At 62.6% G+C, this 12,195-nt stretch carries 16 protein-coding genes; 8 read left to right on the top strand and 8 right to left on the bottom strand.

All coding sequences use genetic code 11. The features are described 5' to 3' along the window. The first annotated feature begins 19 nt into the window (after positions 1-19). Complete coding sequence (locus HMPREF3056_RS13565) at positions 20-181, top strand: hypothetical protein (protein ID WP_168162652.1); 162 nt, start codon at positions 20-22, stop codon at positions 179-181. Positions 182-203: 22 nt separating this feature from the next. Then, positions 204-1,352, top strand: a complete 1,149-nt coding sequence (menE, locus tag HMPREF3056_RS11310) for an o-succinylbenzoate--CoA ligase (protein WP_070754853.1) — start codon at positions 204-206, stop codon at positions 1,350-1,352. On the opposite strand, the gene HMPREF3056_RS11305 is transcribed toward menE, so the two are convergent. Then, positions 1,349-2,038, bottom strand: coding sequence for a metal-dependent transcriptional regulator (locus HMPREF3056_RS11305; RefSeq protein ID WP_070754851.1), 690 nt, complete (start codon positions 2,036-2,038; stop codon positions 1,349-1,351). The two genes, menE and HMPREF3056_RS11305, sit on opposite strands and share 4 nt — an antisense overlap. 107 nt (positions 2,039-2,145) lie before the next feature. On the opposite strand from HMPREF3056_RS11305, the gene HMPREF3056_RS11300 reads away from it, so the two are divergent. Genes HMPREF3056_RS11300 through HMPREF3056_RS11280 form a run of 5 tightly spaced genes read left to right on the top strand, consistent with a single transcriptional unit; the run spans position 2,146 to position 6,374 of the window. Beyond that, the gene (locus tag HMPREF3056_RS11300; protein WP_070521016.1) at positions 2,146-3,072 is read left to right on the top strand and encodes a metal ABC transporter substrate-binding protein; all 927 of its coding nucleotides are present in this window, start codon (positions 2,146-2,148) and stop codon (positions 3,070-3,072) included. Further along, positions 3,072-3,782 (top strand): metal ABC transporter ATP-binding protein, encoded by a 711-nt coding sequence (locus HMPREF3056_RS11295; protein ID WP_010189751.1) that lies wholly within the window; start codon positions 3,072-3,074, stop codon positions 3,780-3,782. The genes HMPREF3056_RS11300 and HMPREF3056_RS11295 overlap by 1 nt, the downstream gene beginning before the upstream one ends. Further along, positions 3,779-4,633, top strand: coding sequence for a metal ABC transporter permease (locus HMPREF3056_RS11290; RefSeq protein ID WP_010189752.1), 855 nt, complete (start codon positions 3,779-3,781; stop codon positions 4,631-4,633). The genes HMPREF3056_RS11295 and HMPREF3056_RS11290 overlap by 4 nt, the downstream gene beginning before the upstream one ends. After that, positions 4,630-5,484 (top strand): metal ABC transporter permease, encoded by an 855-nt coding sequence (locus HMPREF3056_RS11285; RefSeq protein WP_010189755.1) that lies wholly within the window; start codon positions 4,630-4,632, stop codon positions 5,482-5,484. The genes HMPREF3056_RS11290 and HMPREF3056_RS11285 overlap by 4 nt, the downstream gene beginning before the upstream one ends. Positions 5,485-5,489: 5 nt before the next feature. Continuing rightward, on the top strand, positions 5,490-6,374 hold the full coding sequence (locus tag HMPREF3056_RS11280) for a 1,4-dihydroxy-2-naphthoate polyprenyltransferase (protein WP_070754872.1): 885 nt from the start codon (positions 5,490-5,492) through the stop codon (positions 6,372-6,374). Positions 6,375-6,382: 8 nt separating this feature from the next. Here the strand turns inward: HMPREF3056_RS11280 and HMPREF3056_RS11275 are convergent, their stop codons facing one another. Further along, complete coding sequence (locus tag HMPREF3056_RS11275; RefSeq protein WP_070681474.1) at positions 6,383-6,724, bottom strand: DUF4229 domain-containing protein; 342 nt, start codon at positions 6,722-6,724, stop codon at positions 6,383-6,385. Positions 6,725-6,767: 43 nt separating this feature from the next. Between HMPREF3056_RS11275 and HMPREF3056_RS11270 the strand changes: the two genes are divergently transcribed. After that, positions 6,768-7,076: a hypothetical protein gene (locus HMPREF3056_RS11270; RefSeq protein WP_049154847.1), complete on the top strand. Its 309-nt coding sequence runs from the start codon at positions 6,768-6,770 to the stop codon at positions 7,074-7,076. Here HMPREF3056_RS11270 and HMPREF3056_RS11265 read toward each other — a convergent pair. The 6 genes from HMPREF3056_RS11265 to HMPREF3056_RS11240 all read right to left on the bottom strand — a co-directional run bounded on the left by HMPREF3056_RS11265 (position 7,073) and on the right by HMPREF3056_RS11240 (position 12,164). Then, positions 7,073-7,330, bottom strand: coding sequence for a helix-turn-helix domain-containing protein (locus HMPREF3056_RS11265; protein WP_046647787.1), 258 nt, complete (start codon positions 7,328-7,330; stop codon positions 7,073-7,075). The two genes, HMPREF3056_RS11270 and HMPREF3056_RS11265, sit on opposite strands and share 4 nt — an antisense overlap. After that, a complete protein-coding gene (ccsB, locus tag HMPREF3056_RS11260; RefSeq protein ID WP_049154848.1) occupies positions 7,331-8,362 on the bottom strand; it encodes a c-type cytochrome biogenesis protein CcsB in 1,032 nt (343 codons plus the stop codon). A gap of 141 nt (positions 8,363-8,503) precedes the next feature. Then, complete coding sequence (locus HMPREF3056_RS11255) at positions 8,504-10,135, bottom strand: cytochrome c biogenesis protein ResB (RefSeq protein WP_070513407.1); 1,632 nt, start codon at positions 10,133-10,135, stop codon at positions 8,504-8,506. Positions 10,136-10,147: 12 nt separating this feature from the next. Further along, entirely contained in the window at positions 10,148-10,933 is a 786-nt protein-coding gene (locus tag HMPREF3056_RS11250; protein WP_046647905.1) for a cytochrome c biogenesis CcdA family protein, read from the bottom strand. 17 nt (positions 10,934-10,950) lie between these two features. Then, a complete protein-coding gene (locus HMPREF3056_RS11245) occupies positions 10,951-11,556 on the bottom strand; it encodes a TlpA disulfide reductase family protein (RefSeq protein WP_046647790.1) in 606 nt (201 codons plus the stop codon). Beyond that, positions 11,556-12,164 carry a histidine phosphatase family protein gene (locus HMPREF3056_RS11240; protein ID WP_070547311.1) on the bottom strand — a complete coding sequence of 203 codons (609 nt, stop codon included), beginning with the start codon at positions 12,162-12,164 and terminating at the stop codon, positions 11,556-11,558. The genes HMPREF3056_RS11245 and HMPREF3056_RS11240 overlap by 1 nt, the downstream gene beginning before the upstream one ends. Positions 12,165-12,195: the final 31 nt, after the last annotated feature.

The following is a 12,195-nucleotide window of genomic DNA, read 5'->3' as shown; positions in this document are numbered from 1 at the left end:
TCCACGAGGAGAACCCACAGTGCTCTACTTCGCCATCGCCCTCGCGGCCATCGCGCTGGTTGCCGTCATTGCATCTCGCGTGTGGATGCTGCGCCACATCAAGCAGGCCCAAAGGGACGGTGAGCGCCCCTTCGACCAGGAGGACGAGCTCATCAACCCCTACGAACACCGCGGGCGGTAACCTAGCGGTAACCTAGCTAACCGTGACTATCCTCTCCCCTCTGTCCGTCAACCCACATGACCCCGCCGCCATCCTCGACGACTTGGAGGCGGCCATCGCCGGGCAGGCAACGCTCCTGCCCGTCCCGGCAGAGGACCGCACCCGCGCGCAGCTGCTGCGCAACCACATGCGCGCAGGCGAGCCCATCGATTCCTCCATCGCGCTCGTCGTGGCCACCTCCGGGTCCACGGGCACGCCGAAAGGCGCGCAGCTCACCGCCGCCAACTTGGTCTCCAGCGCCGATGCCACGCACCGGGCTCTCGGCGGCACCGGTCAGTGGCTGCTAGCCATGCCTGCCTCCCACATCGCGGGCATCCAGGTATTGGTGCGCTCGCTCGTCGCGGGTGTAGAGCCGCTCTGCCTTGACCTGTCGGAAGGTTTTTCCATCCCCAATTTCGCCCGCGCCGCGCACGAGCTGGCCGCCACCGGGGATCGCTCATACACGGGACTGACCCCCATGCAGCTGGCCAAGGCCATGGATTCTCTCGAGGGAATCGAGGCACTGCGCACCTTTGATGCCATCCTCGTCGGGGGCGCTGCCACCCACCCGCAACTGCTGGATTCGGCGAAGAAGCTGCGCATCAATATCGTCACCACCTACGGTTCCTCAGAAACTTCCGGTGGATGCGTCTACGACGGCCGTCCCCTCGATAGCGCGCGGGTGCGCATCGGCGAGGAAAACCGCATCTACCTCGGCGGGCCCATGATTGCGCAGGGCTACCGAAACGTGGACTCAGACGCCTTTATGGTGGATGAATCCGGCACCTCGTGGTTTGCTACCTCCGACGCCGGCGCGCTTCACGACGGCCACCTCACCGTCACCGGGCGCCTCGACAACATCCTGAACACCGGCGGGCTCAAGCTCCACCCGGAGCAGCTCGAGCAGCACATCCTGCGCGTGCCGGGAGTGGAGAGCGTGTGCGTGGTTGGCATCCCCCACCCACGCTTGGGGCAGATGATCGTTGCCGCCTATACCGGATGGGCGGATGTCGGCGATATCCTCGTGGCTCTCGATGACGTTGGCCTTCCCCGGTGGCACATCCCCAAGGATTTCAAGCGCCTGCCTGAACTCCCCACCACCGGCCCCGGCAAGGTTGACCGCCTCGCCGTCGCCCGCACGTGGGGCAGCTAAGCCTCCGCTTCGCCAAAGCTGCGTACGGCAATGCCGCGCGCAGCGGATTCCCCGAGGGGGAAGTGCGCACCGCCGTCGACGGCAACCTCGAGCACACCCGCAACCGAGGGGGCAACGACGGTCACTTCCACCCCCGGCCGCACTCCATATTTATCCAGGTAGCGCAAAAATTCGCCATCAGCGTCAGTGACCTGCTCCACGGTGACGGGGGTCTGTGCGGGGACGTCGATAAGCGTAATGCGCGAGACCGGCTCGGCAGTGCCATCCGGGGCAGGTATGGGATCACCATGCGGATCGCGGGCGGGGTTGCCCAGGAAAGAATCGAGACGTTCAACGAGCCTGTCGGACGTCGCGTGCTCTAGCATTTCCGCCTCATCGTGCACCTCATCCCAGGTATAGCCCAGAGTGCGCACGAGGAAGGTTTCCAGGAGTCGATGCCGACGCACCATTGCCACAGCCAGCCGCCGGCCTTCCTCAACAAGCCGAACACCGAAGTAGCGTTCGTGTTCCACCAGCCCCTTCGCGGCCAGGCGCTTGACCGCCTCCGAAGTAGTGGGCAGTTTCTGCCCCGCCGCTTTGGCTAGATCCCCGAGCGGCATCGCGGTATTAGCGCCCTCTTTCTCCTCATAGGTCCAGAGGATCTTGAGGTAGTCCTGGGTGCGTTCGGGCAGCTCACTGATGTGCATACCCCCATCGTAGTTCAGCCTATTGCTTCCAAAGGTTTCAGGACTTATGCTCTTTCAAGTTCACTCTATTGAACATCGACATTCACTTTTAATAAGAGAGGTTTCCCGTGAAGAAACTTATTGCGCTTCCCCTCGCTTCCCTCGTGGCTGCCACCGCGCTGACTGCCTGCACCAGCAGCGACTCCGCCGAAGCCCAGGACGACAATCTGACGATCTTCGCCACGACCGGTTACTTGGCTGATGCGGCCGCCAACATCGCCCCGGACGCCGACATCACCACCATGGTCGGTCCCGGCGGCGATCCGCACACCTACCAGCCCACCACGCGCGATATTGAAAAGATGCAGGACGCCGACCTCGTCCTCTGGAATGGCCTTCACCTCGAGGCGCAAATGGTGGACCAGCTCTCCTCCCTCGGTGAGAAGCAGCTAGCTGTCGGCGAACAGCTCGATACTGCTGACCTTCTGCCGTGGCCCGAGCAAGGTGACAAGGGCGAAAAACTCTACGACCCGCACATCTGGAATAGCCCCGAGCTGTGGAGCCAGGTCGTCGATCACATCGGCACCAAACTCGGCGAAATCGACTCTGACAATGCCGAAGACTATGCCGCGGCCGCCGATGAATATGAAGACAAGATTGCAGCCGCGCATGACAAAGCGGCTAAGGAACTCGAAAACGCCTCCCCGCGCGTCCTCATCACCGGCCATGACGCCTTCAACTACTTCGGCAAGACCTTCGACTTTGAAGTCCAAGCCACCGACTTCGTGACCACCGAAGCCACCAAGTCCGCCACTGAGATCTCCGAGCTCGCGGATACGATCGCGGAGAAGAAGGTCCCCGTTATCTTCCAAGATAACCAGGCGAACCCACAGGCCATCACTTCTCTCAAGGAAGCCGTAGAAACCCGCAACTGGACAGTCACCATCTCGGATGAAGAGCTCTTTGCCGATACCCTCGGCCCGGAAGCCCCAACCGATACCTACCTCGGAGCCTTCGAACATAACGCTAGCGCCGTGGCGAAAGCACTAAGCTAATGCTCAGCGTAGGAAACCTCACCGCCGGCTATCCCCGCACGCCGGTGCTTCACGACGCCTCCTTCACCCTCACCCCCGCGACTATCACCGGGCTGGTGGGTGCGAACGGGTCGGGAAAGTCTACTCTGGTCCGCACGCTGGTAGGGCTCCTTCCGCCTCTAGCCTGCGGGTCGATGACCTTCGATGGCGTCGATCTGGCACATTTTCGGCAGCGTCTCGGATATATGCCACAACATGCGGATATCGACTGGAATTACCCTGCCACCGCCTTCGACATCGCCCTGATGGGCCGCACCGCCGGGCTGCGCTGGTGGCAGTGGCCCAGCCGCGCTGACAAAGACGCCGCTCACGCCGCGCTTTCCCGCACCGGAATGCAGGCACACGCGCAGCTGCCGATTTCCGCCCTGTCTGGTGGTCAGCGCCAGCGCGTGTTGTTGGCGCGCACGCTCGTTAGCGAGCCGGAATTCATCATCCTCGACGAGCCCTTCGCTGGTGTCGATGCCGCGAGTCAGCGCGCCATCATGGATGTACTCAAGGAACTGCGCGAGAACGGCGTGACCATCCTGCTGGTGCATCACAACCTGGCGGAGGTCGCCGACTTTTGCGATGAGGTCCTCATGGTCGGCCACGGCCGGCTCATTGCTGCTGGCCCCACCGAGCAGGTACTTACCGAGTCCGCCATTGCCGACATGTTTTCCCTGCCATCATGAACCCACTCGAGCTTCTTCAGAACTACACCTATACCCAGGCACTCCTGGGCACCGTGCTCATCGGTGGCTGCGCTGGCGCGCTAGGCCCACTGGTATATGTTCGCCGCACCAGCCTGCTGGCCGATGCCATCTCGCATTCTTCCCTGCCTGGACTGCTCACCGCCTTCCTCGTGGCCACCGCCATTGGCTGGGACGGGCGAAATGTCTGGCTTCTTTCTTGCGGCGCCCTGCTCACCGGAACCCTCGCGGTGGGGTGCATTCACCTCATCCCGCGGTTAACTCCCCTGGGGCAAACCACTGCGATGGCGGCCACGCTAACCACATTTTTCTCGGTCGGAATGCTGCTCATGCAGTATATTTCCCGCCGACCATTGCCTGGCAAGGCCGGAATCCAGGATTATTTGCTGGGAAATGCCTCCACGCTCACTCGCGCGGATGTACGGTCCACACTCATCATCGGTGGCTGCGTGCTGCTTTTTCTTTTCCTCATTCACACCCGGCAGGCCGCAGTCACTTTTGATTCAAGTTTTGCCCAGGTAGCCGGCATCCGCACCTCGTTCCTCAACGCGGCTAGTTTCTTCGCCCTCACCGCCATCACGGTGCTCGGCGTCAAAGTCGTCGGCGTAGTGCTCATGGTCGCCGTGGTCATCAGCCCTGCCGCCGCTGCCCGCCCCTGGACCACGCGCTTGCTACCTTTCATCGCGCTCTCCGGGTTCTTCGGCGCGGCCACCGCTGCTCTCGGCTGCTATGTCTCCATTGCGCACGGCCCGCTGCCCACCGGTCCGGTCATCGTCCTGGCTCAGGCGGCGCTCGTCACTATCAGCCTCACCAGTAGAAAGCTAGCCTCATGACCCTCGCCGCGACCGCTTGTCTCCTTGCCGTTCTGACGGCCTTGGCCTGTGCTATCCCCGGCACCTTTGTTGTCCTCAAAGGCCAGGCCATGCTTATCGACGGCATCGGCCATGCCGTCCTTCCCGGAATTGCCGTCGGCTACCTCTTTACCGCAGATCTAGATTCACCCATCTTGCTCGTTACCGCGGCCGCTGGCGCCTTGGTGGTGGCGTTGGGAACTGACGCACTACAGCGCAGCCCGCTGGTGACTGCTGATTCCGCCCTCGGATTGGTCTTTCCCGCCCTGTTTGCCGCCGGAGTCATCCTGATTTCTACGCACATGAGCCACGTGCACCTTGATGTCCACGCCGTTCTCGTCGGTGATCTCAACCTCGCGGCCTTCTCCAATCCCAACTATTGCTACATCATGGCCGCAGTGCTGGGTATCAATGCTCTCTTCCTCGCCCTTACACTGCCGCGTTTATCCGCCACGACTTTTGACGCCGATTTTTGTGCCGCACGCGGGGTGCCCACGCGCGTTCTTCACATCATATTTATGACCGTGGTTGCCTGCACCGCCACCGCCGCCTTTCACGCTGCCGGTGCCATGCTGGTCATCGCTCTCATGGTATTCCCGACGATGACCGCGCGGCTGCTTACTCAGCGCGTGCCCACGCTGGTGTTGACCGCCTGTGGCGTTGCCGCTATCAGCGCGGTCGTGGGATTTTGGGTTGCCTATGTCCTTGACGCGGCTACCTCTGCCGCAATGACAGTCACCAATGCCGTTATTTTCGTTGCAGTGCTCATCATCTACCGCTTTCGCCAACGCACCAGCTCATTGCCGCAGCACACCACACCAGTGGCACAATAGTGAGCATGTCTGCCTATTCCGCCACTCCTGCCGATTGGCTCCAGGGTGCTCGCCCGCACACCTGGGCCAATGCCTTTGCTCCCGTTATCGCTGGTACCGGTGCCGCTGCCGCGGCCCACGGCCTGCACTGGGGCCGGGCGTTGCTGGCGCTCATCGTGGCCTGGGCGCTTATCATCGGCGTGAACTACGCCAACGATTACTCCGATGGCATCCGCGGCACCGATGATGACCGCACCGGCCCCCAGCGGCTTACCGGCGGCGGGCTGGCTAAGCCGCAGCACGTCAAATTCGCCGCCTTCGCTTGCTTCGGCGTGGCCGCCATTGCGGGAATTTCGCTCTCCCTGGCTGCCAACGCCGCCTGGTTCATCCTCGTCGGCGCCGTGTGTATCGCCGGCGCGTGGTTCTATACCGGTGGCAAGAACCCCTACGGCTACCGTGGATTTGGGGAAATCGCCGTCTTCGTTTTCTTCGGGCTCGTCGCTGTCCTAGGTACCGAGTACACGCAGGCCGGCCGCATCACGTGGACGGGCCTTGCCTTGGCCGTGGGTGTCGGCGGTATGAGTGCGGCGGTAAACCTGGCCAATAACATCCGGGACATCCCCTCCGATAAGTCCACCGGCAAGATCACTTTGGCGGTGCGCCTGGGTGATAAAAAGTCCCGCACGCTATTCATGACCCTCTTGCTGCTGCCGGTACTACTCACCATCGGCCTAGCCTTCGATTCCTGGGCCGCGCTCGCTTCGCTGCTCTACTTCCCCCTCGCGCTGGGTGCTATCCGCACCGTCAACCGCGGCGCACGCGGCCCGAAACTCATCCCAGTACTTGGCATGGCCGGCCGCGCGATGCTGGTGTGGGCGGTTATCAACGCTGTAGCGCTGGCTCTGGTTTAACCACCGATTTAGCGGCCAGCCAGCTCCTCTTGGACCCACTTCTTGTGGGCCTTGCGCTGCGCGGAGTACTCCGCCAGCGTCTGAGTGGCTTCCATGCGCCACGTGGAGAAGATCAGCATGGACAGCGGCAGCGCCACAAACAACGCCAACAGGGCGGAGACCAGCAGCGGAAAGGTCCCGAGAACCGCCATGGCCAGCAGCTGAATCACCGCGGTGAGCACAATGAACAGCACCACGCGGGCAGCCCCGTACTTCCACAAAGCGACGCGGGAGCGGCGCTTGAGGGCCGGATCCGGCTGGGGTGGTTCGGGGTTCTGCGAGGTGTTGATGGTGTTTTCTGTCTGACTCATAATTCTCACTTTTGCTTTGCGGGCATTCCGTAGAATACAACGCATGGGTCGATTGATACTACTACTCTTGTTTGTCCTCGCGGCGGTCCTCGTATGGAAGGCCTTTGGTCCGTCGAGTTGGAATAAGAAGGTGCAGCAGACACAGCAGCCGCAGCGCCCCGCAATCAAGGGCCCAGACGATGACGAAGAGTTCCTGTGGAACCTAGAGAAGCAGCGCTTCAAAGAGCGCCGCGCCAGGGAGCGGGAGGCAGAGCGCCAAGAAGAAGAGCGCCGCCGTCGCTCACAGGGTTCACAAGGTTCCCAGAAACCCAAGGCCCCCGAGGACAAAGACAATAAAGCCGACGAAGCCTAAGCCTTCGGCTCGAAGGTCATCTCAAGGCCGAGGGCCTCAGCCACCGCAATCACCTTTTCCCAGCGCACGCCAGAGCCGCCGTGCTCGATGGTGTGCAGCGTGGAGCGCGAAATCCCGGCCTTCTCAGCCAGCTCCTGCTGCAAGATACCGAGTTCTCGGCGGCGCTGCGCAAAGCCCTCACCGAGAGCGATGAGCTGCGGGTTATCGCCCGCCGGCTTGCCCTGTTTGTGCCGCGGCTTAGGGGTATCCGCCATTTAGTTCAGCCCCGCATAGGAGTGCAGGCCGGAGACAACCATGTTGATGAAGAACAGGTTGAAGATCATGAGCAGCATCGCCGCGATGTTGATATACGGCGCGGCCTTGCGGAAGGCCGGCGTCGCGCGGGCGTGCAGGTAGGCGGCGTAGAGGATCCAGGTGGCGAAGGATACGGTCTCCTTCGGGTCCCAGCCCCAGTAGCGTCCCCATGTGGACTCGGCCCAAATAGCGCCCAGTACAATACCCAGGCCCAGAGTCGGCAGCGTCACCACGCCCAAGCGGTAGGCCAAGCGGTCCAACTTCTTAGCAGAAGGAAGCGGGCGGGCAAGCGCACCAAAGAAACCGGACTCACTGCCCTTCGGCTGGAACTCACGCAGCACGCTGAGCAAAGAAGCGATACCGGAGACCACGCCGATGGACGCACCCAACGAGACCACAGTGACGTGGATGGGCAGCCAGTGAGACTGGAGTGCCGGAACCACCGGAGCGGATTCCGCATAGAGCTTGGTGGAGCCGTAGAACATCAGCGCCAGAATCGGCGTGAGCAGCCACGGCCACAGAGTGCGCCATTCCTTGCGCTGCATGGCGATGGTCGCCACCACCATGGCGCCGGCGGTCACCATGAGCACGTACTCGTAGAGGTTGCCAAACGGGAAACGCCCCGTGGCCAGGCCGCGCAGCACAATGGCCGCCAAGTGTAAGGCGATACCCAACCACAGGAGCATCTGCGTCATGCCGCCGAGCTTGTCGGCGTTCTCCCGCTTCTTCGACAGATCCGCGTCTAGGTCAGCATCGGGGCCAGTGCTGGCTGTCGGGGGGACGTCGCCAAGCGCGGCACTGTCTGCCGAGGCCCCCACGCTAGCGAGTTCGCGCTGCTGCGCCACAGCAGTCGTGCGGGAGCGCATCGCCTCGATGATGCTGTGCATCCGGCCGTAGTAGACCAGGGACAACACCAAGGCGAGAGCATAAACGACGAACGCGGTTTGCACCGCGATGTCGGAAAAGTTGGACAGATTTTGATCAACCTGCATGAGTGGGAAACCTTGCCTTCACAATCGTGCCTACACCGTGCTTCACGCACGAGGCTGCATGAGCGGAGAGATTTATGGTGCTCATCAGAGTACCCCCCTTCAGCGGGAGTATCCAACTTTTGACGGATAGCTTTCTCACCTTTAGTCGGCGGAGTAGAGTTCGTCCTCCTCCACCTCATCGGGATCCGGCAGTTCCAGGAGCTCGCGGTGCAGCTTGTGGAATTCCTCAGACCAGCCCGCGCGGTCGGTGCGGGCAAGACCGCCCATCTCAATATCGGTGCCACCATTGGCCCCCGGCCGGATGCGCACCCACACGCGGCGGCGCTTGATCACCAGCGAGCCAACCAGGGATACCAGCATGACCAGCGCGGACACGAGAACCCAGCTCTGGAAGGGGTCATAGGAAACCTGGTAGTTCGCAAACTCGGAGGCACCGTCGAAGGTGATCTTCGTGCCGTCGTCCAGCGTGACCGATTCACCCTGGTTCAGGTTGACGCGGTCGATCTTCTGCAGCTGGCCCGTGTGGACCAGGTTGGAATCGAGGGAGAAGAGGGACTGCGGGGTACCCGTGTCCAGGCCGGCATCGCCGCGGTAGATATCGATAGCCACGGCCGGATCCAGCATCGCCGGGTAGGAAGACTGCAACAGCTTGCCGCTCTCGCCGGACCACTCGGCGGTCGGGGCAAACAGGCCCTGGATGGCGATCTGGTTCTGGCGGCGCTCAAACAGGTCCGGGTACATGCCCGCCGGCGGGTCGAAGCGCATCACTCCCGACGAGAGGAAGAACGTGGTGTCAGTGGGCTGAAATTGGATGGTCTGCGTGCGCTTCTCACCGTTAGGCCACTCCACCGTCATGGTCGGCGCAAAACCGTGGCCCTGCAGGTAAACGCGGTTTTTGTCAATGCGCAGCGGGTGATTGACCTGCAGCTGGTAGTCCTCCCAGGTCTCCGGGTCCGTGAAGATGTCGTCGCCGGCGGCATAGGACACGTTCGAGGTGAACATCTCCGCCTGGCCATTGGGCAGGTAGTCCGCGGTGAAGTCGTGGGCCAAGAAGCAGAAGGGGTGCAGGCCGGTGCCGTCGAATAGCGGGCCGGCGCGGAAGGAGTCATAGACGGAGGTGGAGGTGTTGCAGAACTCCGTGGATTGCGCCTGCTCTTGGGTCTGCCCCTGGGAGTTCTTCTCCGTGACCACGATGACCTGTCCCTCGTAGTGCACCAGGCGCCCGGCTGCCATGGTGAGCAAGATTGCCACCAACGCGATGTGGAAGATGAGGTTGCACAGCTCGCGGGCATAGCCGCGCTCCGCGGAGAAGGATTGCGCACCCGCGCGGTCCTTCTCGGGCGAGACCTCGGAGACCCGCCACTTCTTCAGCATGGTTGTGGTGGCCGCTGCGATCTCCTCCGGGGACTTTTCCGAATGCCCGGTGGCGTTGAGCGGCATCTTTTCCAGATACTTCGGCGCGCGCGTCGGCGGTGTGCGGTAGGCCTTGTAGTGATCCCAGGAGCGCGGGATGATGCAGCCCACCAAAGAAATCATGAGCAGGACGTAGATGGCCTGGAACCAGACGGAGGAGAAGACGTCAAAAAGCTGCAGCTTGTCGTAGATCTCCGCCACCTTGCCATTGGTCTCAATGAAGTCATTGACGTTGGATTCATTGAGCGAGCGCTGCGGCAAAAGTGATCCGGGGATGGCGGCGATGGCCAGCAAGAAGAGCAGCGCCAGCGCGGTGCGCATGCTGGTCAGCCAGTGCCAGGCCTTGCGGATATATCTCACGAAAAATCTCCTTTACAGCAGCGTCGCGCCATAGGACACGGTCCACTGGCGGATGGCGTTGATGAAATCTCCCCACAGCCCGGTCAGCAGCGCCAGGCCGACGAGGATCATGGCGATGCCCCCGAGAATCTGGATGGTCCGGGAGTGCTCCCGCATCCAGGTCACGGTGCGCATGGCCTTAGCGGAGCCCAGTGCCACGAGCAAGAAGGGCAGGCCCAGGCCCAGGCAGTAGCCAATAATGAGGATGGTGCCGCGCAGCGCGGTGGTTCCCTCGGTGCCGGCGGAGACAGACAGGATGGCAGCCAGCGTGGGGCCCAAGCACGGGGTCCAGCCCAGGGCGAAAACCCCGCCGAGCAGCGGCGCGCCCAGCCACGTGGTCCAGCGCCGCGGCGCCATGCGCGTGTCCTTCTGTAGTACCGGCACCACGCCCATGAACACCACACCCATGAGGATGGTGATGACACCGCCGGCGCGCATGAGGGTATCCGCGTTGAGCGTCAGCGCCGAAATGGCGCCGAAGACTGACACGGTGGCTAGGACGAAAACGACGGTAAAGCCCAGCACGAAGAGTGCTGCGGCACCGACGACGGCCCAACGCCGGCGCTTGCCGACGCCCACCCCCAACTCCTCGTCATAGCTCACCTCACCGCCGACCACGGAGGCGAGGTAAGAGATATAGCCAGGAACCAGTGGAACCACACAGGGTGAGGCGAAGGAGACCAATCCGGCCACGGCCGCGGCGAGCACTCCGATCAGGAGCGGGCCGGACACGGCGGCATCGGCAAAGCTTTGCCCCATACCGGCAGCGGCAAGGATCACTGTTCTTTCTCCAGCTCGTCGACGACCTCGAGGACATCCTTCTCCGTGATCTCCGTCAGGAAGACCGCGGCGGGGCGGTGCTGCTTATCCAGCACGATGGTGGTGGGCACCACCGAGGTAGGCACGCCACCGAGGGCCGCAGCCGTCTTGAAGGGCGGGTCGTAGATGGAAGGGTACTCCAGGCCATTATCGGCCATGAAGTCCCGGGAGATCTCCGGGTTGAAGTCCTTGACGTTGATGCCAAGCACGGTGCCTACCTTGCGCTTCTGCAACTCCGCGTGGATGGCCTGGAGGTCATCCGATTCAGAGCGGCACGGCGCGCACCACTGGCCCCAGGAGTTGAGGACAACGATCTGGTCTTTGAAATCCGAAAGCTTGATCGTCGTGGACTCATCCCGCAGGTCCTCACCGGAGAAATCCTTGAGCGGCTTGCGGTCCTCCTCCGCATAGCGGATGGTGGTCTGCCCGCCGGGCGAGATGAACTCGAAGGTGCCGCCGGAAGCCACGGCGTTCTGCGCGTTTTCCTCGCTTTGCGCACAGCCTGCCAAGGCAAACACAGCAAGGACACCGGCCGCGGCGGCGCGGATAGTTCTGCGTCCCATTAGATGTCCTGCGCCGGTTCGGAGTAGAAGATATCGATGATCTCGCGGTCGCGGTAGACCAGCGAGGTCACCGAGGCCAGGTCGCATTCGCGGTCCCACGGCGCGTGGGCCAGGCGCTTGCCCAACACGGTGCGCTGCACCATGACGATAGGCAGCTGGTGGGACACCACGATGGCCTCGTGTCCCTCAGCCTTGGAACGGGCACGCTCGGCGGCATCCATCATGCGCGCGGCGATCTCCTCGAAAGGCTCGCCCCACGAGGGCTCAAGCGGGTTGACCATGAGCGGCCAGCGCTGCGGGTTCCACAGCTGCGAGTTCCAGCCCTTGGTGCGCAGGCCCTCGAAGCGGTTACCGGACTCGATGACGCCCTTGTCGACGTCCACCTCCAAGCCCGTCACCTTCGCAATCGGCATCGCGGTTTCCTGCGCGCGCTGCAACGGCGAGGCCGCCAGGTAGGTCACGTCATGGCCTTCGAAGGCTTTCGCCGTGCGTGCGGCCATGGAATGCCCACGGGAGGACAAGTGATAGCCCGGGATGCGCCCGTAGAGGATCTTATCCGGGTTATAAACCTCGCCGTGGCGGACGAAGTGGACGATGGTGGTGGACATATGCCTGTGTCTATCCCCTCAACATGGTTGG

Origin of the sequence: Corynebacterium sp. HMSC056F09, assembly GCF_001815785.1 — a bacterium.
GTDB classification, from domain to species: Bacteria; Actinomycetota; Actinomycetes; order Mycobacteriales; family Mycobacteriaceae; genus Corynebacterium; species Corynebacterium hiratae.
The sequence above is the reverse complement of the archived record's forward strand: the minus strand, read 5'-3'. Positions and strand labels throughout refer to the sequence as shown.

Excerpts from the sequence above, each read along its gene's own strand:
- HMPREF3056_RS11245 (WP_046647790.1), bottom strand. The coding sequence starts at position 11,556 with ATGGGACGCAGAACTATCCGCGCCGCCGCGGCCGGTGTCCTTGCTGTG.
- HMPREF3056_RS11270 (WP_049154847.1), top strand. The coding sequence starts at position 6,768 with ATGGGTCGATTGATACTACTACTCTTGTTTGTCCTCGCGGCGGTCCTC.
- HMPREF3056_RS11285 (WP_010189755.1), top strand. The coding sequence starts at position 4,630 with ATGACCCTCGCCGCGACCGCTTGTCTCCTTGCCGTTCTGACGGCCTTG.
- HMPREF3056_RS11305 (WP_070754851.1), bottom strand. The coding sequence starts at position 2,038 with ATGCACATCAGTGAGCTGCCCGAACGCACCCAGGACTACCTCAAGATC.
- HMPREF3056_RS11295 (WP_010189751.1), top strand. The coding sequence starts at position 3,072 with ATGCTCAGCGTAGGAAACCTCACCGCCGGCTATCCCCGCACGCCGGTG.
- HMPREF3056_RS11275 (WP_070681474.1), bottom strand. The coding sequence starts at position 6,724 with ATGAGTCAGACAGAAAACACCATCAACACCTCGCAGAACCCCGAACCA.
- HMPREF3056_RS11280 (WP_070754872.1), top strand. The coding sequence starts at position 5,490 with ATGTCTGCCTATTCCGCCACTCCTGCCGATTGGCTCCAGGGTGCTCGC.
- ccsB (WP_049154848.1), bottom strand. The coding sequence starts at position 8,362 with ATGCAGGTTGATCAAAATCTGTCCAACTTTTCCGACATCGCGGTGCAA.
- HMPREF3056_RS11265 (WP_046647787.1), bottom strand. The coding sequence starts at position 7,330 with ATGGCGGATACCCCTAAGCCGCGGCACAAACAGGGCAAGCCGGCGGGC.
- HMPREF3056_RS11290 (WP_010189752.1), top strand. The coding sequence starts at position 3,779 with ATGAACCCACTCGAGCTTCTTCAGAACTACACCTATACCCAGGCACTC.
- HMPREF3056_RS11240 (WP_070547311.1), bottom strand. The coding sequence starts at position 12,164 with ATGTCCACCACCATCGTCCACTTCGTCCGCCACGGCGAGGTTTATAAC.
- HMPREF3056_RS11250 (WP_046647905.1), bottom strand. The coding sequence starts at position 10,933 with ATGGGGCAAAGCTTTGCCGATGCCGCCGTGTCCGGCCCGCTCCTGATC.